The sequence below is a fragment of the Demequina sp. genome, from assembly GCF_047975725.1.
Classification (GTDB): domain Bacteria; phylum Actinomycetota; class Actinomycetes; order Actinomycetales; family Demequinaceae; genus Demequina.
The window spans coordinates 1-21,448 of record NZ_JBKEED010000011.1 but is presented as its reverse complement, the minus strand read 5'-3'; the positions used below and the strand labels follow the sequence as shown (position 1 = coordinate 21,448).

Annotated in this window: 21 protein-coding genes, 2 tRNA genes and 2 pseudogenes; 17 read left to right on the top strand and 8 right to left on the bottom strand. The window is 67.2% G+C overall.

Features of this window, described 5'->3' with window-relative positions; all coding sequences use genetic code 11:
- Positions 1–75: 75 nt before the first annotated feature.
- The gene (locus tag ACK5NO_RS03255) at positions 76–525 is read left to right on the top strand and encodes a ribose-5-phosphate isomerase (RefSeq protein ID WP_416811235.1); all 450 of its coding nucleotides are present in this window, start codon (positions 76–78) and stop codon (positions 523–525) included.
- 114 nt (positions 526–639) lie between these two features.
- On the opposite strand, the gene ACK5NO_RS03250 is transcribed toward ACK5NO_RS03255, so the two are convergent.
- The 3 genes from ACK5NO_RS03250 to ACK5NO_RS03240 form a co-directional block, all read right to left on the bottom strand.
- On the bottom strand, positions 640–1,911 hold the full coding sequence (locus ACK5NO_RS03250) for a GNAT family N-acetyltransferase (RefSeq protein WP_416811234.1): 1,272 nt from the start codon (positions 1,909–1,911) through the stop codon (positions 640–642).
- Between the two features lie 103 nt (positions 1,912–2,014).
- Positions 2,015–3,286: a GNAT family N-acetyltransferase gene (locus ACK5NO_RS03245; RefSeq protein WP_416811233.1), complete on the bottom strand. Its 1,272-nt coding sequence runs from the start codon at positions 3,284–3,286 to the stop codon at positions 2,015–2,017.
- Between the two features lie 58 nt (positions 3,287–3,344).
- Positions 3,345–3,860 (bottom strand): CoA-binding protein, encoded by a 516-nt coding sequence (locus ACK5NO_RS03240; protein ID WP_416811232.1) that lies wholly within the window; start codon positions 3,858–3,860, stop codon positions 3,345–3,347.
- Positions 3,861–4,005: 145 nt separating this feature from the next.
- On the opposite strand from ACK5NO_RS03240, the gene ACK5NO_RS03235 reads away from it, so the two are divergent.
- On the top strand, positions 4,006–4,482 hold the full coding sequence (locus tag ACK5NO_RS03235) for a Dps family protein (RefSeq protein WP_416811231.1): 477 nt from the start codon (positions 4,006–4,008) through the stop codon (positions 4,480–4,482).
- Between the two features lie 223 nt (positions 4,483–4,705).
- On the opposite strand, the gene cysE is transcribed toward ACK5NO_RS03235, so the two are convergent.
- A complete protein-coding gene (cysE, locus tag ACK5NO_RS03230) occupies positions 4,706–5,359 on the bottom strand; it encodes a serine O-acetyltransferase (RefSeq protein ID WP_416811230.1) in 654 nt (217 codons plus the stop codon).
- Between the two features lie 28 nt (positions 5,360–5,387).
- Positions 5,388–6,323, bottom strand: a complete 936-nt coding sequence (gene cysK / locus ACK5NO_RS03225) for a cysteine synthase A (RefSeq protein WP_416811229.1) — start codon at positions 6,321–6,323, stop codon at positions 5,388–5,390.
- Positions 6,324–6,697: 374 nt separating this feature from the next.
- Between cysK and ACK5NO_RS03220 the strand changes: the two genes are divergently transcribed.
- The 3 genes from ACK5NO_RS03220 (at position 6,698) to ACK5NO_RS03210 (ending at position 8,188) form a co-directional block, all read left to right on the top strand.
- On the top strand, positions 6,698–7,186 hold the full coding sequence (locus ACK5NO_RS03220; RefSeq protein ID WP_416811228.1) for an SRPBCC family protein: 489 nt from the start codon (positions 6,698–6,700) through the stop codon (positions 7,184–7,186).
- Between the two features lie 96 nt (positions 7,187–7,282).
- Positions 7,283–7,744 (top strand): SRPBCC family protein, encoded by a 462-nt coding sequence (locus ACK5NO_RS03215; RefSeq protein ID WP_416811227.1) that lies wholly within the window; start codon positions 7,283–7,285, stop codon positions 7,742–7,744.
- A gap of 24 nt (positions 7,745–7,768) precedes the next feature.
- Positions 7,769–8,188 carry a DUF1761 domain-containing protein gene (locus ACK5NO_RS03210; protein ID WP_416811226.1) on the top strand — a complete coding sequence of 140 codons (420 nt, stop codon included), beginning with the start codon at positions 7,769–7,771 and terminating at the stop codon, positions 8,186–8,188.
- Positions 8,189–8,209: 21 nt separating this feature from the next.
- Here ACK5NO_RS03210 and ACK5NO_RS03205 read toward each other — a convergent pair.
- Together ACK5NO_RS03205 and ACK5NO_RS03200 are read right to left on the bottom strand one after the other, a co-directional pair.
- Positions 8,210–8,283: transfer RNA gene (locus tag ACK5NO_RS03205), tRNA-Gly, on the bottom strand.
- A gap of 69 nt (positions 8,284–8,352) precedes the next feature.
- Positions 8,353–8,739 (bottom strand): DUF1304 domain-containing protein, encoded by a 387-nt coding sequence (locus ACK5NO_RS03200; protein WP_416811225.1) that lies wholly within the window; start codon positions 8,737–8,739, stop codon positions 8,353–8,355.
- A gap of 87 nt (positions 8,740–8,826) precedes the next feature.
- Here ACK5NO_RS03200 and ACK5NO_RS03195 point away from each other — a divergent pair.
- The 3 genes from ACK5NO_RS03195 (at position 8,827) to ACK5NO_RS03185 (ending at position 9,824) form a co-directional block, all read left to right on the top strand.
- Positions 8,827–8,900 (top strand) — tRNA-Pro (locus tag ACK5NO_RS03195).
- Positions 8,901–9,084: 184 nt separating this feature from the next.
- Complete coding sequence (locus ACK5NO_RS03190) at positions 9,085–9,339, top strand: helix-turn-helix transcriptional regulator (protein WP_416811224.1); 255 nt, start codon at positions 9,085–9,087, stop codon at positions 9,337–9,339.
- Positions 9,321–9,824, top strand: coding sequence for a hypothetical protein (locus tag ACK5NO_RS03185; protein WP_416811223.1), 504 nt, complete (start codon positions 9,321–9,323; stop codon positions 9,822–9,824). The genes ACK5NO_RS03190 and ACK5NO_RS03185 overlap by 19 nt, the downstream gene beginning before the upstream one ends.
- Here the strand turns inward: ACK5NO_RS03185 and ACK5NO_RS03180 are convergent.
- Positions 9,782–10,932, bottom strand: a protein-coding gene (locus tag ACK5NO_RS03180) for an IS3 family transposase (protein WP_416811327.1) whose coding sequence is annotated in 2 segments (ribosomal slippage) — positions 9,782–10,662 and positions 10,662–10,932 — 1,152 coding nt in all. Because the reading frame shifts where the segments join, the coding sequence is not laid out codon by codon here. The genes ACK5NO_RS03185 and ACK5NO_RS03180 overlap by 43 nt on opposite strands.
- A 77-nt stretch (positions 10,933–11,009) precedes the next feature.
- Between ACK5NO_RS03180 and ACK5NO_RS03175 the strand changes: the two are divergent.
- From ACK5NO_RS03175 to ACK5NO_RS03135, 9 genes and pseudogenes are all read left to right on the top strand, one after another.
- A pseudogene (locus tag ACK5NO_RS03175) lies at positions 11,010–12,767 on the top strand (AAA family ATPase); the annotation flags it as partial.
- Between the two features lie 205 nt (positions 12,768–12,972).
- Entirely contained in the window at positions 12,973–13,356 is a 384-nt protein-coding gene (locus ACK5NO_RS03170) for a sulfate permease (RefSeq protein ID WP_416811222.1), read from the top strand.
- Positions 13,357–13,838: 482 nt separating this feature from the next.
- Positions 13,839–15,281: an L-arabinose isomerase gene (gene araA, locus ACK5NO_RS03165; RefSeq protein ID WP_416811221.1), complete on the top strand. Its 1,443-nt coding sequence runs from the start codon at positions 13,839–13,841 to the stop codon at positions 15,279–15,281.
- On the top strand, positions 15,278–16,225 hold the full coding sequence (locus tag ACK5NO_RS03160) for a sugar-binding transcriptional regulator (RefSeq protein ID WP_416811220.1): 948 nt from the start codon (positions 15,278–15,280) through the stop codon (positions 16,223–16,225). The genes araA and ACK5NO_RS03160 overlap by 4 nt, the downstream gene beginning before the upstream one ends.
- A gap of 70 nt (positions 16,226–16,295) precedes the next feature.
- Entirely contained in the window at positions 16,296–17,084 is a 789-nt protein-coding gene (locus ACK5NO_RS03155; protein ID WP_416811219.1) for a class I fructose-bisphosphate aldolase, read from the top strand.
- Positions 17,085–17,086: 2 nt separating this feature from the next.
- Positions 17,087–18,655 carry an FGGY-family carbohydrate kinase gene (locus tag ACK5NO_RS03150; protein WP_416811218.1) on the top strand — a complete coding sequence of 523 codons (1,569 nt, stop codon included), beginning with the start codon at positions 17,087–17,089 and terminating at the stop codon, positions 18,653–18,655.
- Positions 18,652–19,653: a DUF4432 family protein gene (locus ACK5NO_RS03145; protein ID WP_416811217.1), complete on the top strand. Its 1,002-nt coding sequence runs from the start codon at positions 18,652–18,654 to the stop codon at positions 19,651–19,653. The genes ACK5NO_RS03150 and ACK5NO_RS03145 overlap by 4 nt, the downstream gene beginning before the upstream one ends.
- A 43-nt stretch (positions 19,654–19,696) precedes the next feature.
- Positions 19,697–20,839 carry an alpha/beta hydrolase gene (locus tag ACK5NO_RS03140; protein ID WP_416811216.1) on the top strand — a complete coding sequence of 381 codons (1,143 nt, stop codon included), beginning with the start codon at positions 19,697–19,699 and terminating at the stop codon, positions 20,837–20,839.
- Between the two features lie 447 nt (positions 20,840–21,286).
- Positions 21,287–21,448, top strand: a pseudogene (locus ACK5NO_RS03135) (IS256 family transposase); the annotation flags it as partial.

The window sequence follows — 21,448 nt, the reverse complement described above, 5'->3', positions numbered from 1 at the left end:
GCACCCACACTGCACCGGTCGTTTCGCTCACGGCGAGGGACGCCCGCAGGTGCGCGGGCCTGGCAGGATGGAGCCATGCGCATCCACATCGCCGCCGATCACGCCGGATTCGAGCTCAAGCAGCACCTCAAGGCCCACTTTGCTGAGGCCGGCCACGACGTGGTCGATCACGGCGCGTTGGAGTACGACGCACTCGACGACTACCCGTCGTTCTGCATCTCTGCCGCGGAGGGTGTGCGCGACGAGCCCGGCTCGCTCGGCATCGTCATCGGCGGCTCTGGCAACGGCGAGCAGCTCGCGGCCAACCGCGTGACCGGCATCCGTGCCGCGCTGATCTGGTCCGAGGAGATCGCGCGCCTGGCCCGCCAGCACAACGACGCCCAGGTGGGCTCGCTCGGCGGACGCATGCACTCCCTCGAGGAGGCCACCGCGATCGCGGACGCCTTCATCAACGAGCCCTTCAGTGGCGACGAGCGCCACCAGCGTCGCATCGACGAGATGACGGCGTACGAGGGCCAGCGCTAGCGACCGCGGCTCGCGCGTTCACGCTGCTCCGTCGGCGCGCGCGTTCCAGTGGGACATGAGGGTCAGAATCTGCCCGAAACTGACACCTATGTCCCACTGGCGCGCAGGAGTGGCTTAGAAGTCCCAGTTCGTCAGCGGCGCCACGGGCGACAGCATCGCGATCGCGAGTTGACGCGCCTGGCCCGGCGTGTGCTCGTGCACGAGTCCTGCCGCGGTGAGCGCCTCGACGGAGGTGCCGCCCAGGTACACGGTCGACAGGTGGCGCGCGTCCATCGCGAGGTCCGCCGCTTGCGTGGGATCGTCGCCCAGCTTGGTGACGGTCGCATCGGGCCCTGACACGACGATCCGCCACACGCCAGCGTTCTCGGGGACATGACGGTCGGTGAGCGAGAACGTCACGTCGCAGTCGTGGAAGTACTCGCGCGACTCCAGCGCAGTGCGCACGTCGAGCAGGCGCACCCACAGGTTGTCGATCACCTTCGAGCGAGCCCCGCGCGCGTCCTTGAGCTGGTGCAGAAGTGGGTCGTCGGTCGCGAGGTTCTCGGTGTGGGTCGTGCCCACGAGGTCGAAGTCGGTGAGCGTCGCCCATAGCCGCTGCGACGCGGCGGGCGTGAGCGAGCCGTGCTCGCGCACCTGGCACACGCCATCATGGATGCCCACCTCGGAGTCGGCCTTGCGGCGGAAGAACGCGTACGCGACCGGCTCGCCGCGGTCCTCGACGATCGCGATGCGCCACCTCTCGTAGCCGTGGCGGTTGCCCACCGGGTCGGTGAAGCGCGCGTTGCGCCCCGAGCCCACGGGGTTGAGGATCGTCGCCGGTCGGGTGAGCTTGGACTGCAGGTCGGCCACCACCTGGTCGTGGCGCTCGAAGTCGGCGCGCTCCAAGCGCACCGTGAGCGCATCGGCGCCCTCGACCGGCCACAAGCGGGAGCCGCGCGGGATCGAGGCCTTGACCGTCTGCGAGGCCATGCCGTAGCCAAAGCGCGCGTAGATCTCCGCTTCCATGGCGTACAGCGCGCTCACGGCTTCGCTGCGCTCGAGGCAGCGCGCAAAGTGGTCGCGCATCATCGAGGTCATGAGGCCGCGACGTCGGTGGGCGGGGTGGACGCTGAGCCACGACAGGCCCGCGGTCGGCACGCGTCGGCCGCCTGGCGTGATCATCTCGGTGCCAAAGCTCGCGTGCACCGCGGCGAGCTCGCCCACGGGTCCGCGACGCTCGTCGGTGACCTCGATGCCGCGTGCGCGTTCGGTGGGGAGGGCATCGACGTAGTCCTGCCGATCCTCCCTCAGCCACTCGCCTACGAAGGCCCACTGGACCACCTGAAAGAAATCGTCGAGGCGGTCCGTGGGGACGGAAATGGACTGGTAACCCTCTGCCTTCTTCATCTACCCAGGCTTTCAGGTTTCTTGGTCTGCGCCAAACCTTCCGCGTGTCACGGGCGGGTACCCGGCGGCCGATGCACGCTCACCCAAGCGCGCATCGGCCCTGCTAAAAGCCGAAGTTGGTGACGGGCTGCAGGTCGCTCGACATGGCCCGCGCCAGTTGGTCGGCTGCGCCGTCGCGGCGCTGCTTCACGAGCCCCGCGCGGTACAGATCGCCGATGCTCGTGCCGCCAAGATAGGCGGCGCCCAGTTCCTGCACGTTCATGGCGAGGTCGGCGGACTCAGCGTCGGCGCCGTCGATCTTGGAGACCTGGGCGTCGCCGCCAGTAACGGCGATGCGCCACACGCCTGCGTTGTCGGGCAGGGTGGGATCGTCGAGCGCCACGGTGACGTCGCAGTCGGCGGCGTAACCGCGTGCCTCGAGCGCCGCTTTGGGGTCCAGCACGCGGCACCAGACGTTGTCGCGCACGCCGAACTTGCCGCCGCGCAGGTCCTTGATGAGGTACACCAACGGATCGTCGAGGGCGATGCGGTTGGCCCACGTCTTGGCCATGAGGTCGAGGTCGACAAGCACGCGCCACAGGCGCACGGTCGCCTTCGCGTCGAGCGCGGCCCAACCGTGGACGTTGACGGTGCCGTCGGGGCCGAACGGGGTCCAGTCACCCTTGCGTTGGAACAGCGCCCACGCGACGGGGGTGTCCCCGTCACGCACGATGGCGATGCGGCGCTCCTCTTGGCCGTTGCGGTCGCCTTCGAGGTCCATGAAGATGTCGGCGATGGTCTCGTCGGGAAAGTCGACGATCGCACCGGGTCGGAGCATCTGTGCCTGCACCTGACGAATGACGGCGCCATCACGCTGCGCTGAGGCGCTGTCGATGGTGACCGTCAGGTCATCGGCGCCCTCGACATCGCGGAACTCGGTGCCCCGCCCGAATTCGACGCCCAGGTCCCGTGCGGCGAGGCCGTAGCCGAACCGTTGGTAGATCGCCGTCTCCGCGGCGTACAGGAGCGACACCGCTTCCCCGCGCTCGAGCGAGCGGGAAAAGTGGTCGGCCATCATGGTGCGCAACAGGCCGCGGCGGCGGTGGCCCGGGTGCACGGCAACCCAGGTGAGCCCAGCGGTCGCGACTTCGCGCCCGCCCGGCACCCTCATGCGGTACGGGAAGGAGGCGTGGACGGCGGCGAGAGAACCCACCTCGCCGCGTGACGCATCGGCGATCTCGATGCCGCGGGCACGATGCCACGGCATGGCGGCGGCAAGGGCGCTGGCCTCTTGGGCCGGCGGCGTGAAGGCGAACGCGAAGCCCCCCACATGAACGTAGTCGGCCGAACGCTCGGCTGGAACGTTGACAACGGTGTAACCCTCGGGAGTGCTCACGCTTGCGATTGTGGCACCGCGCTGTGACATTGGCGAGGGATGCCCCGTCGAACGCCTGCTACGCCGCGCGCTCGGCTTCGATCTCGGGTCGCAGCCGCTCGTATTCGACCTTGATGCAGTGGTTCTGCACGACGGCGAGACCCGCGTCGCGCGCTCGCTTCGCAGACTCCTCGTCCACGACGCCCAATTGCAGCCATAGCGCGCCTGCGCCTACCTCGATGGCCTCGTCGGCCACCGGCGCCACGTGTTCGGAGCGCCGGAAGACGTCGACGATGTCGGGCACCACGGGCAGGTCGGCGAGTGAGTCATAGAAACCGTGGCCGCGGATCTCCTGCCCGTCTGCCTGGGGGTTGACCAGGTAGACCTCGTAGGGAGTGCGCGCCATCATCCACGTCGCGATGTTGTACGAGGTGCGGTGGTCCTTGGGGGAGGCGCCCACGATCGCAACGGTGCGTGCCCTCCCGAGCATGCGCGCGAGCAACTCTTCGCTCGGCAGGTGCTCGTGTGTAGGGGCGGGGCAGGCGTCCCCGCGCGAGGTCTGCTCGCCGGGCTCGAAAGGCAGGTCGATGCTCATACAGAGGGAACGTACCTAGTGCGGCGGTATTCCGCAGGGACCTTGGTCGCTCGCGCCCGAGCGAAGGGAATGCTCGGATGGAGGTGTCGGTTGTCCCCACAGACGGGCCCCGCGAGGGGCACACGAGACACCAAGGGAGAGAACGGTGACTGAGCACACCCCGAACATTGGCATCGAAAACAAGGCGCTCAAGGACATCAACGCCGGGTTGGCGCAGACGCTGGCTGACACCTTCACCCTGTACCTCAAGACCCACGGGTATCACTGGAACGTGACCGGCCCGCACTTCCGCTCGCTGCACCTCATGCTTGAAGAGCAGTACCAGGCGCTCTTCGCGGCGACCGATGAACTTGCCGAACGCATGCGTGCGCTGGGTGACAAGGCGCCTGGGTCCATGGCGGAGATGCTGGAGTTGACCACCATCAAGGACCACGAGCCCACCGAAGACGCGCTGGCGATGGTGAAGAACCTCCTGCGCGACCACGAGCAGGTCGCCACCGCCATCCGACCCTTGGTGGAGGTCGCCGAGGACGCGGGAGACGGTGCGACTGCAGACCTGTACAACGCCCGCCTGGCCTTCCACGAGCAAACTGCCTGGATGCTGAGGTCGTTTGCCGCATAAGCCCCACAATGCCACGATGGAAAGATCGGTCGGCGTGGCGCTTGCGGCGTTAGTCGCAGTTCTGGGAATGTATGATTGACGTTCTGTCGCGCGGCCGGTCTGATCATCGGCTCGCTTGCGGCAACAGATGTCCCACCCCCCTGGGACGAGTCGCCCCACCCCCCCCGGGGCGCAGAGAACCCCCCGCCCACAAGGCGGGGGGTTCTTCTCGTTGTGACCGGTTTCAGATCCAGTACATGGCCGGCTCGCGCTCGCGCAGCTCGTGCGGGATGGCGTCTAGATCAGGGTGGCGGTGAGAATCGCCAGCATCGACGGACGATGCGGCGGTTCCCGCCTCGCGCACCGTCGGGTGGTCGCGGACCTTGGCCGGGATACCGACGGCCGTCGCCCCGTCAGGGACGTCCTTGACGACCACGGCATTCGAGCCGATGCGCGCATCGCACCCGATATGCACGGGACCCAGCACCTTGGCGCCGGCGCCGATGACGACCCGGTCGCCCACGGTGGGGTGGCGCTTGCCGGGGCTCATGGTGACGCCGCCCAAGGTCACGCCGTGGAACAGCAGTACGTCGTTGCCGACCACGGCCGTTTCGCCCACGACCACTCCCATGCCGTGGTCGATGAACACGCGACGTCCGAGCGTCGCACCGGGATGAATCTCGATCCCGGTGCGCGCGCGGGCGTGCTGCGACCACAAGCGACCGTAGGACTTCAGCCCGTGAGTCCACAGCCAGTGGGCGATGCGGTGATGCCACACCGCGTGCACTCCTGGATAGGACAGGGCGATCACCAGCCGTGAGCGCGCCGCGGGGTCGCGGCGCATCGCGGTGTTGATGTCCTCGATCGCGCGGGCGATCGGGCCCATTCGGTCAGTCATGCGGGGACGTGCCTTTCGAAGGAGTCGATCAGTCCATGAGGTCGGCGTACAGCACCGACGACAGGTAGCGCTCACCGAACGACGGGATGATGGTGACGATGGTCTTGCCAGCGTTCTCGGGACGCTTGGCGACCTCGATGGCGGCGTGCAGGGCGGCACCAGAGGAGATGCCGACGAGCAGGCCCTCCTTGCGGGCGGCGGCGCGGGCCGTCGCGATGGCGGTCTCCGAGTCGACGTCGAAGACCTCGTCGTAGATCTCGGTGTTGAGGATCTCGGGCACAAAGTTGGCGCCGAGGCCCTGGATCTTGTGCGGGCCGGGCGCGCCACCGTTGAGGATGGCGGACTCCTTGGGCTCGACGGCGATGATCTGGATCTCGGGCTTGCGGGCCTTGAGGACCTCGCCCACGCCGGTGATGGTGCCACCGGTGCCGATACCGGCCACGATGATGTCGACCTCGCCGTCGGTGTCGTTCCAGATCTCCTCGGCCGTGGTGCGGCGGTGGATCTCGGGGTTGGCCTCGTTGGCGAACTGGCGGGCCAGGATCGACCCGGGGCGCTCCTCGGCGATCTTGTTGGCGGCCTCGACGGCGCCCTTCATGCCCTCGGGTCCGGGGGTCAGGATCAGTTCCGCGCCGAAGGCACGCAGCAGGCCGCGGCGCTCCTTGGACATGGTCTCGGGCATCGTGAGCACCACGTTGTAGCCGCGGGCAGCGCCCACCATGGCCAGGGCGATGCCGGTGTTGCCGGACGTGGCTTCGACGATGGTGCCGCCGGGCTTGAGCGAGCCGTCCGCCTCTGCGGCGTTGACGATGGCCACGCCCAGGCGGTCCTTGACCGAGTTGGCGGGGTTGTAGAACTCGAGCTTGCCGAGCACGGTGGCGCCGGCGCCCTCAGCGAGGGTGTTGATCTTGACGAGCGGGGTGTTACCAATGAGGGCAGTGGCGTCCTCGTAGATCTTTGCCATGGGTTCTTTTCCTTAGGTGGGTGGGTGCCCGCGTGGGGCGTGGGACGGTGTGGACAACACAGTCGCATCGATTCTGATGCCGGGGCGAGCGCTGGCGGCGTGGGGCCCGGGTATCCGGGCGCGCGTCAGCGCTCTACAGACAGCAGCAGCACATGCACATGCAGGTGCTGGAAACGCCCATCAGCGGGGCAGGCGAGGACGGCGCAAGGGCGCGTCGCTCGGTGCTCATCTCGCTGACCTTTCGTGGGGCTTTGCGGTCAGGCTAGCGCTGAATCGCGTGCGGGGGCAAGCACGGGGGCCGGCGAGCGTGAGCGGCGGGATCGACCACACGTTGACCGGTGACATACCTGGGCACGGGTCGCTATGGTCTGGTCATGCCGATCTACCGCATGCGGGCCGAGCACTCCACCGTGGTTCCCGCCACCCTGGCCCAGGTGTGGCGCTTCGTCGACGATCGCGAGGCGCAGGTCGAGTATGACCCCCGACTGATGCGGATTGACGTCATCGAGGGTGCGTGGGCGACGCCCGGGTGCCGCGCCGTGGCCACCGCCGTGACCCCCACTGGCGAGGTGGTGCGCTTCGAGCAGCGCACCGAGACCGTGGACCGGCCGCACTCGTTTTCGACCTCGACGGCGTTCCCCGACGGTATGACGCGCGCGTTCCACCGGTTCGCCGAGGTTGACGGTGGGGTGACCTGGACTCACCGCATCGAGGTTCAGACGCGCGCGCTGTCGTGGCCGGAGTTCCTCGTCGTGAAGACCACCGAACGCAAGCGCCGTGCGCAGGTGCGCGACGACTACGAGAGGGACAGGCAAGCGCTGGTGGCCGCCGTGGCTGCCTACAGCCAAAGTGAACGGGCATAGCCCGGCTGCGAGCGCATCGGCCCTGCTGTGCCCTGCCAACGGTGGGGTGCGCCACTAGGCTGGAACTCAGCGACCGGGCGTCAAAGGAGAGAGCCGATGGCCACGAGCACTGTGTCTGTGGAACGTGAGATCCACGCCGATCCCGCCGCCGTGTGGCGCGTGGTCACCGGGCTCGACCGCGCCACCGAGGTCTTTAGCGCCATCACGGCCGTCGAGCGGCTCGAGGGCGAGGGCTACGACGTGGGGGTGCGCTGGCGCGAGACCCGCAAGGTGTTCGGCAAGGAAGAGACCGAAGAGATGTGGGTGAGCGCGATAGAGCCGATGCGCTCGACCACTGTCGAGGCACGCTCGGGTGGCGCTCACTACACGACCCGGTTCTTCCTGGACTCCAGCGATCTCGGAACGCAGCTCAGGCTTGAGTTTTCGGTGAAGCCCCTCGAAAAGGGGATGGCGAAGCTTGCCTGGAAGGTCTTCGGGTCGTTCGGCATGAAGGCCACGCAGAAGGCGCTCGTGCAGGACTTGGCGGACATTGCCGCCGCAGTGGAGTCGCGCGACTGACGCGACCGGAGCAGGGGAGAGGTCATGGACTGGTTCACGCTGGAAGGGCTGCCGTGGGTGGGGATCGCGCTGGCCTTCATCGCAACGTTCGTGCTGGGGTGGTTCTGGTACTCACCACAAGGGTTCTTCAGGCCCTGGCAGCGTGCCGTGGGGTTCACCGATGAGGACATGAAGGACGCCCGCATGGGGCTGGCGTTCGGGCAGATGGTCGTGGGCAACGTGCTGGGGCTGGTGGTGCTTGCGGTGCTGCTGGTGGCTCTTGGCGTGGATTCATGGTCCGGCGCGGCGCTCACCGGCGTCGTGGTGGGATTTGCCTTGCGGGGTGGCGCTCACCTGATCCACGACGGCTTCGCCTTGCGTGGGCCGGTGGCCACCTGGATTGACATCGCGCACGACACCGTCGCGCTCGCGGTCGCGGGGGCATTGATGGGGCTGTTCCTGTAATCAGGGAACTGCCAGGGAAAATGGAGCGGGTGACGGGAATCGAACCCGCACCATCAGTTTGGAAGACTGAGGCTCTACCATTGAGCTACACCCGCGGGGCCGGCTGTCCGGCGCACCTAGCGTAGCCGAGCCTGGGCCCAGCGCGGTAATTGACGCGGCGCGCGTTAGAGCAGTGAGATCGCCAGGGTTACGAGAGCGAGCGCTGGCAAGGTGCCCTGCTTGAGCGCTGCCGACGCCTGCGTGCGGTCGTGCGCCACAAGCACAATGGCCGCTGCGAGCATCGAGCCCACGCCCGCGACGATCAGGGCGGCGCCGACGGCATGTTCGCCCATGGCGGTCGCGATCACGCCCGCTGCCGCGATCATGGCGAGAAAGAGGTTGTAGAAGCCCTGGTTGAAGGCCATGGGTGCGAGTGCGCGGGCCTGGTCTTCATCGTCGATGCCAAAGACCGCTCGCGTCGAGGGCCGGGTCCACAGGACGGACTCGAGCACAAAGATGTACACGTGGAGGGCCGCAGCGAGGCCGGCGAAAATCAGCGAGAGGGTGAGCATCGGGGCTGCTCCTTTGGGGTTGGGGTGCCTGATGCTTCGAGCCTAGCCGCGCGCGTACTAGAGTGGGCGAGCCCACACGGGCAGTCGCGGGGTGTAGCGCAGCTTGGTAGCGCATCTGCTTTGGGAGCAGAGGGTCGCAGGTTCAAATCCTGTCACCCCGACGGTAAAAGTCCTGGAAACTCACGAGTTCCCAGGACTTTTCTCTTGGTGGAAACATGACCATGGCATCTTTTACTCATCACTCTGGGCTCTCAGGAGCCTCTGGCTGCCGCTCCGTTCCGGCTCGAGCGCGATCGTGCTGGTTGCCTCCGAACGTTCTGGGCGTGTCCTCCGCACCTGTGAGGTATGAGCACCGAACTCCACACGGTCGAGAACTCCTGGGGCCTGGAGCCCCTGCTCGACGTCACCGAACTTGCTGCCTACCTGGGCGTGCCGGTCTCGACGGTCTACGAGTGGCGCACCCGTGGTACAGGGCCCCGCGCGTACCGCTTTGGCAAGCATCTGAAGTTCGCCGTCTCCGACGTGCGGATCTGGGTCGAGGCAGCAGCGCGACGGCTCGTCTCCCGAGAGGCGGTGACGCCATGGGACGCGAACGCCTGACTATCGGCACCTTCGGCGAGGTCGGATTCCCCGACGCCGCGAACGGGCGCGTGGTCGCGCGGACCCGCTACCGCGACTGGGACGGCAGATACCGCCTGGTCCAGGCGACGGCAGACACCCGCAAGCAGGCGGAGCGGGCGCTCAAGGCGAAGCTCGCCGAGCGAAGCCTGTTTCAGCCCGCCGAGACTGTTCTGTCTCCCGACAGTCCGTTCCCCGATCTCGTGGCCTACTGGCTCGACGATCTCGAGCTCGAGGGGCGGGTCACGAAGCGCACCCTGCAGCTGTACGAGCGCGACATGCGCACGCTCGTCATTCCCGCCTTCGCGAATCTCACGCTCAGGGAGATCGGCGTGGCTCGCTGCGACCAGTTCCTCAAGCAGCTCGCGAAGCAGAGCTACAACCGTGCGAAGCACGCACGCGTGGTCCTGCTGGGCCGCCCCCTTCATTCGGTCCGGACGATGTGTGAGTCGTCGGTTTCGATGTGATGGGTGCATTGCCGAGCGTACTCGGCTGGGGGTAGGTAGCCGAGCGAGGAGTGCCGGCGGTGATGGTTGTACTCGTCCTTCCAGTCGCCAATCACGACCTGGGCGTGCAGCAGCGAGTAGAAGCTGTTGTTGTTGAGGCACTCGTCGCGGATCCGGCTGTTGAACGACTCGACGTACCCGTTGCGCCACGGCGATCCCGGTGGGATGTAGCTGAGGCCGGTACGGGTGCCGGCCCAGTCGGCCATGGCGTCGCTGATGAACTCCGGCCCGTTGTCCGACCTGAGCACCGCCGGCGCACCGCGGATGGCGACGAGGTCCTCGAGGTGCGCGGTGAGCCGGTCGGCGGTGACCGACCGTTCGGTGAGCCCGCCGATGCACTCCCGGGTGTGCTCGTCGACGATCGAGCAGATCTTGATCGGGCGGCCCTGCTCGTCGGCATCGAACTGGAGGTCCACCGCCCACACCACGTTCGGCGCGTCCGCCGTCGGCGCGTCGACGGTCGAGGACCCGACGCGCTTGCGGCGCCGCCGCTGCGGCACGCGCAGGCCCTCGTCACGCCACAGGCGTTGGATCTTTTTGTGGTTCACGATCCAGCCCTCTGCGCGGGCATCGTGATACGCCCGCCGGTACCCGTACCGGGGGTGGTTCTTCGCCCAGGCGCGCAACCAGTCCCGCAGCGCCCGGTCTGGGTCCGCGGTCGTGTCGCCCTTGAGCGGGCGCCGGTATGCGGAGCGAGAGAGCCCGACCAGGCGGCACGCCATCCGTTCACTCACCTGGAGCTTGCGCACCAGGTGGGCGACGGCGGCGCGGCGCCTGCCCGGGCCTAGAAGTTTCCCTCAGCCAACTCCTTGAGCGCGGCCTTCTCGAACTCCGCCTCGGCCAGCAGCCGCTTCAAGGTTGCGTTCTGCTTCTCGAGCTCCCTGAGGCGCTTCGCGTCGTCGGCCTCGAGGCCGCCGTACTGGTTCCGCCACCGGTAGTAGGTCTGCTCGGACACGCCGAGCTCTCGGCACACCGCCGCGACATCCTGTCCGTCAGCGAGCATCCTGTCGGCCTGTCCGAGCTTGCGGACGACCTGCTCCGGGGTGTGACGCTTCCTGCTGTTCGTCATGATCTGACCAGTCTCCCTGCCCGCGACCGCGGGCAACAAGACGACTCTCACAACCACCGGACCTACGAAATGGGGTCAGCCCAGTCGGACTCGCGCCTTCAGTTGCGGCATCGAGCGTGCTCGCGGATGACCTTGGGATCGGCACCGAGAACACCGCGATGTGGCTCGCGCGCCACGACCACGGCGAAGCCAGCTTCGCTGCGGGCCAGCTCGTCATCATCGACGAGGCGAGCCTCGTCGGCGATCGGGCGCAGCTTCAGTCGGTCGAGGCAGGGGGCGCCTTCGGAATGCTCGTTGCGGACCGCGACGATGCACCCGAATTGGTCGACGTACACCGCTTCGTTCACGCCTGGGAGAAGCGAGCGTCGCTGGACCTGCGGCACGGTCGAGCCATCGCGATCGACGCCTACGACCGTCACGGCCGCATCGTCGGAGGCGACGACGATGCCATGGCCGACGCTGCGTACGCCGCCTGGCGGCGAGACCGCGAGGCTGGCCTCGCATCGGTCCTTATCGCCGACTCGAGCGATACCGTCGTCACCCTCAACCGCCGAGCCCGTGCCGCCCTCGTGCTCGCCGGCGTTGTCGACGCCTCCGCAGAGGTCGCTCTCCACGACGGCACCGCTGCGTCGGTCGGAGACGTCGTCGTTACCCGGCAGAACGACCGCCGGCTGCGAGCCGGACGCGATTGGGTTCGCGACGGGACGCGCTGGACCGTCACGGGGTTGCGGCGCGACGGATCGCTAGTGGTGCGACAGGCTTCGCGCAGTCGGGGTGGCACTGTCGTGCTGCCTGCGTCCTACGTCGCCGCGCACGTGGAGTTGGGATACGCGGTCACCGCCTACCGCGCCCAGGGCACGACGACGGACACCGCCCACGCGCTCGTCGAGCCGGCGACCACGCGCGAGAACCTCTATGTCGCCATGACCCGTGGGCGTGCGTCGAACGCCGCCTACGTGGCGCTGAACCGACCCGACGATGATCACGCCAGTTCGCACCCGGGCGATAGCGACGAGGCGACGGCCCGTTCGGTGCTTGCGGGTGTGCTTGCCCATGTGGGTGTGGAGCCGTCGGCAACCGAGACGATCGCCGCGGAGCAGGAGACCTGGGGCTCGATCGCGCAACTCGCCGCCGAGCACGAGCCGATCGCTTCCGTCGCGCAGCACGATCGGTGGGTCGCGCTGGTGCGGGCGTCCGGGCTGTCGCCTGCGGACGCCGAGGCAGTCATCGAGTCGGAGGCGTTCGGAGCGCTCGCGGCCGAGCTGCGGCGAGCTGAGGCGAATCACTACGACGTCGACGACTTGCTCCCGCGACTCGTCGCTGTGCGTGGGTTCGCCGATGCCGAGGATGTCGCAGCGGTGCTGCATGGCCGTGTCGAGCGGGCGACCGCGCGTCTGCGGTGGTCGGGTACGACGCGGCGCACAGCGGAACTCATCGTGGGGCTCGTGCCGGTGGCGTCCGGGCCGATGGACGCCGACATGCGCCGGGCGCTCGATGAGCGAGACGAGCTCATGGAAGCCCGTGCCGCCGCGCTTGTTGATCGGGCCGTCGCGGCGGGGGAGTGGTGGGCGCGAAGTCTGGGCCTTCAGCCGGAAGCGTCGTCGCCGTCGTCCGAGTGGGAACGTGCCGCCCGCATCGTCGCCGCCTACCGCGACCGGTACCGCGTTGCTGGTGACGGTCCGACCCTCGGTGCACCGGCGGTCACGGCGGCACAGCGCGCCGATGAGGCGCGTGCTGCGGCGGCGGTTCGCGAGGCTCGTCGGATCACAGCTGGTGTCGCCGCGTCTTCGGGATCGCGTGTCGTGGCGGGGGAGAGCCGGTCGCTAGCTCTTTGACCGGGGCGGCCCAGTCCTCTCCAGGTAGGTTTACGCCGACACCCCACAACCTGGGACGATCCTCCACGTTGTCGAGGGTCAGGCGTACATTGGTTGACGAGGCAGAAGACACTGACTCAAGCGTCCTCCGGGACAGACGCCTGCGGGCACCCTCCACGCGCCGCCTCCTCGGCGGAGAATCGCGCTTCCACGGGAGGCCGGGATCATGTTCCGACTCATCTGGACCACGGGCGTCAGCATTCGCGACTTCCTGCAGCGCTACATGCCCTCGAACACCCTCATCCGCGCCACGCGCCGGCGTGCGGGCCTGAAGTGGGGCGTGCCGGCAATGCTCGTCGCTGGAATCTACCTTGTGATCGCGGCGACGCTCGTGCAGTGGATCGCCGACGGTGGGCCTGGGTGGGTGAACCTCGCCGTTCTGGTGTGCCTCTGGAACGCGCTGAAGTTCGTCGTCAACGGGCCGGTCACGTTAGTGCTGCTGATGCGCGTGCGTTCGGCGGAGCCACGCGAGCGCACGGCACGGGGCAGAGACCACGCGCGTGGAGGTGCTTCCGCAGCACCGAGCCCCGTCTGTGGCGCGCAGTTGTAGCGGACGGTGCCCAGAGAGCAGGCTCGCACCTCCTCCGAAGGTGGGGTGCTTTCAGTTCGGACTCTGAACTCGGAAACGCACGGGAAAGGCGGACGCGCGGGGCGAGTCTTCGCCTCCGTGTCGGACCGCCCCGGTGCAGTTGGCGCTTCGGGCGAACTTGTCCCGGAAGTCCTGCGATTCGAAGATGTCCGCTTGCCTCGTAGGGCTGCCTCGCTCGCTGTACCTGGTGATTGCCTGGACGTCGCCCATCATCGGGGCTGCGGTGCTACGCGACAATGCATGCGAAGCAGGCGTGCACACTCGAAGTTCTCGGCGCCACCGGCCTTCGCCATCTGGGGCCCGCGAATCGGGCCATGGGGCCGAAAGGTTGCTCGCCGAACCGCGCGTGAGCAGATGCTCGACATCCGGACTTTTGACCGATGGGGTCGCGCCCTCGGCTTAGCCTTGAGATGTCTTCGTACGTATCTCAATGAGGAGAAGTGATGTCTATCAAGAGCAAGAAGGTGCTGTTCCTCACGGGAAGCCAGGAGCTTTACGGCCCCGAGGTCCTAGAGAGGGTCGCCTGCCAGTCGCAGGCGGTCGTCGACGCGCTCAATGCGGCGCCGGACGTCGCTCTCGAGATCGTGTGGACCCCGGTACTTACCAGCTCCGACGCAATTCGCAGACAGATACTTGACGCAAATGCCGATGACGATGTTGTCGGGCTGGTGGCATGGATGCACACATTCTCGCCGGCGAAGTTGTGGATCCGCGGGCTGTCAGTACTGGCCAAGCCGCTGCTGCATCTGCACACCCAGGCGAACCAGGCTCTGCCGTTCGGAAGCATTGATCCCGACTTCATGAACCTGAACCAGGCTGCCCATGGCGACCGCGAGTTCGGCTACATCCTCACGCGCATGGGTATCCCCCGCAAGACCGTGGTCGGCCACGTCAGCGATCCTCGGGTCACGGCTGAGATAGGTCAGTGGGCGCGAGCCACCGTCGGTCGCGATGCATTGGCCTCGATGCACATGATCCGTTTCGGCGACAACATGCGGCAGGTTGCTGACACCGACGGAGATAAGGTCGACGTCCAGATCAAGCTCGGGGTGTCGATCGACACCTGGTCTGTGTCTGACCTTGCGGCGTCCGTGGCGCAGGTCGGCGAGGACCAGATCGATGCACTGATTGCGGAGTACATCGATACGTACGACGTCGCTGCCGAGTTGCTGCCTGGTGGCGACGCTCACGAGTCGCTGCGGTATGCCGCGCGTCAGGAGTGTGGCATCAAGGGGTTCCTGGACGCTCGCGGCGCTACGGCGTGGGTGTCGTCGTTCGAAGACCTCGGCGACCTTCGCCAGCTTCCTGGGTTTGCCGCTCAGCGCCTGATGGCCCAGGGTTACGGCTACGGGCCCGAGGGTGACTGGAAGACCGCGCTGCTGGTACGCCTCGCGATCGCGATGGGGGAGGGGCTGCCGGGTGGAGCGACGCTGATGGAGGAGTACACCTACCACCTCGTTCCTGGCCGCGAAGGGATCCTGGGCTCCCACATGCTGGAGGTCTCTCCGTCGATTACGACGGCACGGCCCTCGCTCGAACTGCACCCGCTGACGATCGTGCCGCGTGAGAATCCCGTGCGGCTCGTATTCGATGCTGATCCCGGCACCGGAGTCATGATTGACCTGGTGGACATGGGTGACAGGCTCAGTCTTCTCGGTACAGAGATCGACCTTGTCACGCCCGACGAGCCCATGCCGAATCTGCCGACCGCACGCGCCTATTGGAAGCCGCGTCCCGACTTCGTGACCGCAGCGAAGACGTGGCTCGCGGCCGGCGGTGGGCACCACCATGCGCTGAGCACGGCGACCACCGCCGAGACGTGGAATGACCTCGCGCGAATGCTCGACGTTGAGTGGACCCTTCTGAGCGCGACCAACGTGCGATGACTGGCGCCGGTGGGGTGCACGACGGTCCTGACGAGTTGGTGTTGCGCGCAGCCTGGCTCTATCACGTCGACGGAATGACGCAAGCTGAGGTTGCCTCTTCCCTGCATGTCTCGCGCCCCACCGTCGGCCGTTTCCTCGAGCGGGCCAGGGACCGTGGCTTCGTGCGGACCGAAGTCAGTGCAGAGCATCTGGCGTCGTTCGGCCTTGCAGCCCGGGTCAAGGACGAGTGGGGTCTTGACGACTGTGTCGTCGTGCCGCGCTCAAGCCTTCGCATCGACGACGGCCACCGTAATGCCCGGCTGGCCTCCGCTGCGGCTACTTTCATACGGCGTTTCCTACACCCCGAGACCGTGGTCGGCGTTGCGTGGGGAGATGCGGTGCAGCGCACCCTCAGCGCGCTCCCTCCTGCTGCGCTCGACGGCGTCACTCTGGCCACACTCAGCGGTGGCATCGAGCACATCACTCAGCGCATTCTCTCGACCCCGGCGCTGACGGCACGGTTACGTGCAGTGCCGGCACCGCTGATCGTGTCCCGACCTGAGGTTGCTGAAGCGCTTCGGGAGGAGGCGTCGGTCAAGGAGGTCCTCACCCTCGCGCAGGGTGCGAACATCACCCTCACCGGCATCGGGACCGCCCTACCTGGATCGTCCGCGGCGCGCAGCGGGATGCTCAGCGACCAACAGGTGTCCCAGTTCGCGGCATCCGGGGCCGTTGGGGACATGGTCGGAGAGTTCTTCACCGCAACGGGTGAGGTACTGCCAGCCACTTCGGACAGGCGCATCGGTGTCACGCTCGAGCAGATGCGAGACATGCCCCACGTTGTTGGAGTCGCCGGGGGAGTGGACAAGGCGAACGCCATCCGCGGCGCCCTCTCCGGCCACTACCTCAACGTGCTTGTCACCGACGAAGAGGCTGCGGAGGGCCTCGTCAAGAGCGCCGGCTGAGTGTCGACGCACCACTGAACGCTCAACTCATACGGCGCAGGTCGCCGCAGACATGGATTGGAAGACAACGATGAGTGGAATCAGCATTCGCACCGACCGCCTGTTCGACCGCGAGTCGGGGAGATCTTTCATGGTCGCCATCGACCGCACGGTGAGTGTGGGTCCCGAGCCGTTCGCAGGAGATGCTGGCGCCCTGATTGCGTCGATCGTCGACGGCGGCGCCGATGCGATCCTCATGAGCCTCGGCCTCATCAAGCAGTTCGGTAGCCTCGCCGCCTTCCGCGGTGGTCCGGCGCTCGTGGCCCGCGCTGATTTCCCGTTCATGTACGGCGTCACCCAGGGAGAAGGCGAGGAGTTCCGCATGATCGCGACTGCCGAAGAGGCCGTCGCGCTGGGGGCGGACGCAGTCGTCATGTTCCTCACCGGCGCCACGCACGAACGCCGTGTCTTCGGCGACAACGCCGCTGCAGTGGCAGCGATGGCGGCCGAGTGCCGTCGTCTCGGTGTCCCGCTCATCGTCGAGGCGGTGCCGTGGGGCGCTGCGACACCAGATATGCGGGACCCGAAGCTGGTCGCCGAGCTCAGCCGCGTGGCTGCTGAGCTCGGCGCCGACATTGTGAAGACGGAGAACGTCGGTTCGGCCGAGGCGATGGAGCATGTTGTCCGCTCATGCCCCGTCCCCGTGCTTCTGCTAGGCGGGCCCATGGAACCGCTGCCGCAGCTGCTGGACAAGACCGCCACCGCGCTCGACAGCGGTGCGCGAGGCGTCGTATTCGGGCGCAACGCATGGCAGCGCGATGACTCCGCCGATGCGATGAGCAGCCTGCGGAGCCTTGTCCACGGCCGCCCGCGGGCGTAGCGATGTCTTCCTACGGAGGCCTCCGGCTCATCGGCCTCGACGCAGGGGGCACCTTCATCAAGGCAACTGTGTTCGACCTTGGCACCGGTGCGACTGCCACGAGGACCAAGCGCACCGAGGTGACACACCCGAGCCCCGGATGGGCCGAACGCGACCCGGACGGCCTGTGGCAGGCAGCGACGCACGTGATTCAGGCCGCCCTGGCCGATCTTCCGCCAGGAGGACAGATCGCGGCACTAGGGGTGACGGCACACGGCAACGGCGCCTACCTTGTCGACCAGGCGGGGGCTGCTGTGAGGCCCGCAATCCAGGCCGCCGACACGCGAGCCGCCGCCTTGGTCGCTGGCTGGCGCGCTGATGGCGTGGTTGATCGGCTTCGTCCTCGCTGCTGGAACGGGCTGTGGCCTGGACAGCCGGGCCCGGTGGTCGCGTGGCTTGCCGCACACGAGCCCGCCGCGTTATCTGACTCGAACCGCGTGCTGTTGTGCGGCGACTACCTGAGAGCGCGCCTCACTGGACAGCTGGCCGGTGAGATCACTGCCTGGAGTTGCTCGGGTCTCGTCGACAACGTCACCGGCGACTACAGCGCCCAAGCGCTTGTGGCCCTGGGGATCGATCATCTGAGGCACTTGCTTCCAGAGCTGATCGATTCGCTGACGGTGGCCGGGGCCGTGTCCGCCGACGCTGCGGCGGTGACCGGTATCCCAGTCGGGACGCCGGTGATCGCTGGGGCGGTCGACAACGTTGCCATGCAGATCGGTGCGGGGGCGACAGACGAGTCAAACGCGCTCGTGGGAGCGGGCACGTGGTCCATCAACCAGCTGCTGGTCCCCGTCTCCGACATGGTCATGGACGGTCCGCTGGGCGAGGTGGCGCCGTACGCAGCTTGCTTGGCTGTGCCGGCATCGCGAGCCCTCCTGATCGAAGCATCTGCGACATCTGCGTCCACCCTCGGGTGGGCCCTCCATCGGGTCCTCCGAGGCGTCGCGGCGGACGCCGACCGCGCTGGTGAGAATGTGTACTCCTATGCCCTCCAGGTCGCGGGCATGCGCGAGCTCGATGCCGAGTCACCGTACTTCCTCCCGTTCCTCGACGGATCACGGGACTGGGCGTCGGCACGTGGCGAGTGGAACGGTCTCTCGTCATCGCACGACGACTACGATCTCGTCCTCGCGACTGTTGAGGGAGTCTGCTTCGAGCACAAGCGCCACATCGAGCGTCTGGCGCGCGCACGGACACCAATAGGCACGATTCGGTTGGCCGGCGGCGCCGGTCGGAGCCACGTATGGTCCCAGATGTATGCGGACATCCTTGGTATCCCTGTGGAGGTCAGTGAGGTGGAGGAGGTCGGAGCCCTTGGGGCCGCAGTGATCGCAGGTTCCGCGGTCGGTCTGTTCGCATCTGTCGATGCCGGTGTGGAGGCGTTGAACCCCACGTTCGTGCGTTTCGCGCCACGCCCCGCACAGCACGATCTCGCACGGCTCCGATACCAGGAGTATCTCAGACGTGTCGGAGCGGCCGAGAGTGCGACTCACGCGGCTTCGCCCGCCGTCGAGAGTGTGGCCTCGTGATACCCGCCGGCCTGATCCCACATGCGTCGACCCTTCTCGCTGAGGGCTACGTGTCGCGCGCCGACGCGATCGCAGAGGTTCGATATGTCGCGTCTGATCCCTTTGCGTCGTCGTCTCGCGCGATCCATGTGCGCACCCTCGGAGGGCTATCGGTGGAGATCCTTCCTGAGCGAGGCCTCGACCTTGGGTCAGTGTGGTGGTGCGGCTACCCGATCGCGTGGCGCTCGGCTCTGGGGCCGCGAGGCGCGTCATCGGATCCCGCGTCGTCCGGATGGATTGGACGCTTCGAAGGTGGCATGCTCGCTACCTGCGGCGTAGACAACATCGGACCGGCACGCGACGGACTCGGCCTCCATGGCTCCCACCATCTCACTTCGGCGTTCGACGTTGCGGTCACGCGGGACCGGGACCACGCCGTCACCATCACTGGAACAGTTGACTCGTCGTCAGTCTTCGGCCGGTGTGTGGAAGTGCGACGCCGCATCCGGCTCGACGCCGACGTTCCCCGTGTCACCGTCCGTGACATGATCATCAACCTTGGAACCACTCCTGCGCCGACACCGGTGCTGTACCACCTCAACTTCGGTGCGCCATTTCTCATGCCAGCGACCGCCATCGAGGTTGATGCGGAGCAGACGCTTGCCAGAGATGCACTCACCGGCGGCGCTGACTGGATGTCCTATCCTGAGCCGACGGATGAAGTTCGCGAGTATGTGTGGGAGCACTCCGGAATCGTTCCTGATGCTGCGGGTGGCAGTTCCGTTGCGATCCGCTCGTCGTCTTTGCCGGCGACCGCAGTCGTGAGTTGGCGTGCGGAAGAACTCCCGAGGTGCGTGCAGTGGGTCTATCCGGCGCGGCGGGGATGGGCATTGGGCATAGAGCCCACGAACGCACCGATCTTCGGGCCTGCGCGTGATCACCCGGATGCGGGTGCCCCGATCCTTGAACCCGGAGAGGCGCGCAGCTCCGGGTTCACGCTCGAATTGCGGCCCACGTGAACGCGCGTTCGAGACGCAAACCGCGCGGAGAAGAAGAGGGTGAGTGCTCTGGCTAGCCTCCGCGTGCGCTGGACTCGCGGCGCTGCTTGCCCTGGGCACCGTTGCATGGCAGACCCCGTGGCTCGGGTTCGTCGGTTCCGTGGGCGGGCATGTCCCTGGGTGGATGGTAGTGGTCGCCGCGCTGGGCGCGGCGACCGGGGTGATGGCCTGGACGCATGACCACTCGGTGGGGTCGATGGGCGCCACTGCCGTGTCATCGCTCGCTGGGGTCGCGGGAGCAAAGGTGCTCGCGGATCAGGTGCGTGCCCTGCGCCAGCTTGGGGTCCGGGCGTCGTGGGGGGACTTCTTCGGGCCACTCCGTGGTGTGGCGCTGGGACCCGATGCGGTGGTCACTCTAGGTCCCGTCGGCTCTTTCACGCCGCGCGTGGGTGTATTCGGGCCGCCTGGCATGCAGACGCCTCGTGGCGTCGTCGTCCACATTCATGGAGGGGGATGGGCCGGCGGCAACGAGGCGAGTGACGTGGTTCACGTCCGCCAGCTGGCTGCCCGTGGGTTTCTCGTATTCACGCCCACGTACGCGCTCGCGGCTCCCGGCGCGCCGACCTGGGAACTTGCGCCACGACACATTGCGCACGCACTCGTTGCCGTGCGGCGGATCGCCCCCGCGTACGGCGGGATCGCAGACGAGGTCTTCCTTTCCGGGAGTTCCGCCGGAGCGCACTTGGCGCTTCTCGTGGCCAATAGAGTCGCGATCGGCGACACGTTCGAGTTATCGAACGTATCGATGCCAACAATAGGTGCCGTCGCTGTCACGGTTCCTGCAATTGATCCGGCAGCAGGGCAAGAGAATCAGTTCGTTCCGGGCGGCGCTATTGGCAGGCGGATGATCGACGCGTTTGTGGGCGGCTCCGTGACTGAGGTCCCTGAGCGGCACGCGGCCGTCGATGCCGCTGCGCATGTGACATCGGCTTCGCCGCCCGCTCTGCTCGTCTACGGTCCGTGCGATTGGATCGCGCCGAGCCTCGGCGTCGCGATGTACGCCTTGCGGTGTCGTCAGCATGGCGTAGAGGTGAGAGACGTGCCCATTCCGTGGACAGGTCACCTTGTGAAGATGAGTGGCGCGGCCACGCGCGCAGGAGTTGAGCTGACGTCGAGTTGGTTCCAGGCGCACACGCGTGGGAGCTAGTGCGCTTACGCGCGTCCGGGATGCTTCCGATCGCTGACGGCCAGGCCGGGGCTCGTTCATCCAGGTGCGCGGATGCGGTGCTGGCGCGCGCATGTGTGCATCCGGACGTCACGCGAGGAAAGCGTTCTGCCGCACGCCTGTGGCCCGCACCGCCGGACCCTGGGTGGCCCCACGGGTGACCGCAGGGGCCGCTAGCCCAGACGCGCGGCTGCTTCGTCCCTAGAGATCTCGCCGGCATTGGCCTGCGCCATGGTGACGATGTGACGTCGGCGGAATCGAACAAAGAGGAAGAAGATGCACGCGATCGTCAGTCCGATCGACGGGTAGTAGTGCCCCTTAGAGTGGTGTAGCGCCCGTCGGTGGCAAGCCTTCTCGTAAATGAGGAAGCGGCCACCGCGGGACCTTCGAGTATCACCTTGCACAGTTCTTCTCGAGTGGATCACCACGATGACCGCATCCCATATTGTCGACCCTGCCCGCGGGACAAGGCAATCTCCTCACCGACGCGTCGCCGGACCTGATGCGCTCGCTGTTGCAGACCATGATTAACGCGCTGCTCAGCGCCGACGCGGACGCCGTGGTCGGAGCCGAATGGGGCCAAGCCTGCGT

Coding starts and splice junctions, on each gene's coding strand:
- ACK5NO_RS03160 (WP_416811220.1), top strand. CDS start 15,278: ATGACTGGCGCCGGTGGGGTGCACGACGGTCCTGACGAGTTGGTGTTG.
- ACK5NO_RS03250 (WP_416811234.1), bottom strand. CDS start 1,911: ATGAAGAAGGCAGAGGGTTACCAGTCCATTTCCGTCCCCACGGACCGC.
- ACK5NO_RS03200 (WP_416811225.1), bottom strand. CDS start 8,739: ATGCTCACCCTCTCGCTGATTTTCGCCGGCCTCGCTGCGGCCCTCCAC.
- ACK5NO_RS03155 (WP_416811219.1), top strand. CDS start 16,296: ATGAGTGGAATCAGCATTCGCACCGACCGCCTGTTCGACCGCGAGTCG.
- cysK (WP_416811229.1), bottom strand. CDS start 6,323: ATGGCAAAGATCTACGAGGACGCCACTGCCCTCATTGGTAACACCCCG.
- ACK5NO_RS03210 (WP_416811226.1), top strand. CDS start 7,769: ATGGACTGGTTCACGCTGGAAGGGCTGCCGTGGGTGGGGATCGCGCTG.
- ACK5NO_RS03150 (WP_416811218.1), top strand. CDS start 17,087: ATGTCTTCCTACGGAGGCCTCCGGCTCATCGGCCTCGACGCAGGGGGC.
- araA (WP_416811221.1), top strand. CDS start 13,839: ATGTCTATCAAGAGCAAGAAGGTGCTGTTCCTCACGGGAAGCCAGGAG.
- cysE (WP_416811230.1), bottom strand. CDS start 5,359: ATGACTGACCGAATGGGCCCGATCGCCCGCGCGATCGAGGACATCAAC.
- ACK5NO_RS03170 (WP_416811222.1), top strand. CDS start 12,973: ATGTTCCGACTCATCTGGACCACGGGCGTCAGCATTCGCGACTTCCTG.
- ACK5NO_RS03220 (WP_416811228.1), top strand. CDS start 6,698: ATGCCGATCTACCGCATGCGGGCCGAGCACTCCACCGTGGTTCCCGCC.
- ACK5NO_RS03190 (WP_416811224.1), top strand. CDS start 9,085: ATGAGCACCGAACTCCACACGGTCGAGAACTCCTGGGGCCTGGAGCCC.
- ACK5NO_RS03255 (WP_416811235.1), top strand. CDS start 76: ATGCGCATCCACATCGCCGCCGATCACGCCGGATTCGAGCTCAAGCAG.
- ACK5NO_RS03240 (WP_416811232.1), bottom strand. CDS start 3,860: ATGAGCATCGACCTGCCTTTCGAGCCCGGCGAGCAGACCTCGCGCGGG.
- ACK5NO_RS03215 (WP_416811227.1), top strand. CDS start 7,283: ATGGCCACGAGCACTGTGTCTGTGGAACGTGAGATCCACGCCGATCCC.
- ACK5NO_RS03185 (WP_416811223.1), top strand. CDS start 9,321: ATGGGACGCGAACGCCTGACTATCGGCACCTTCGGCGAGGTCGGATTC.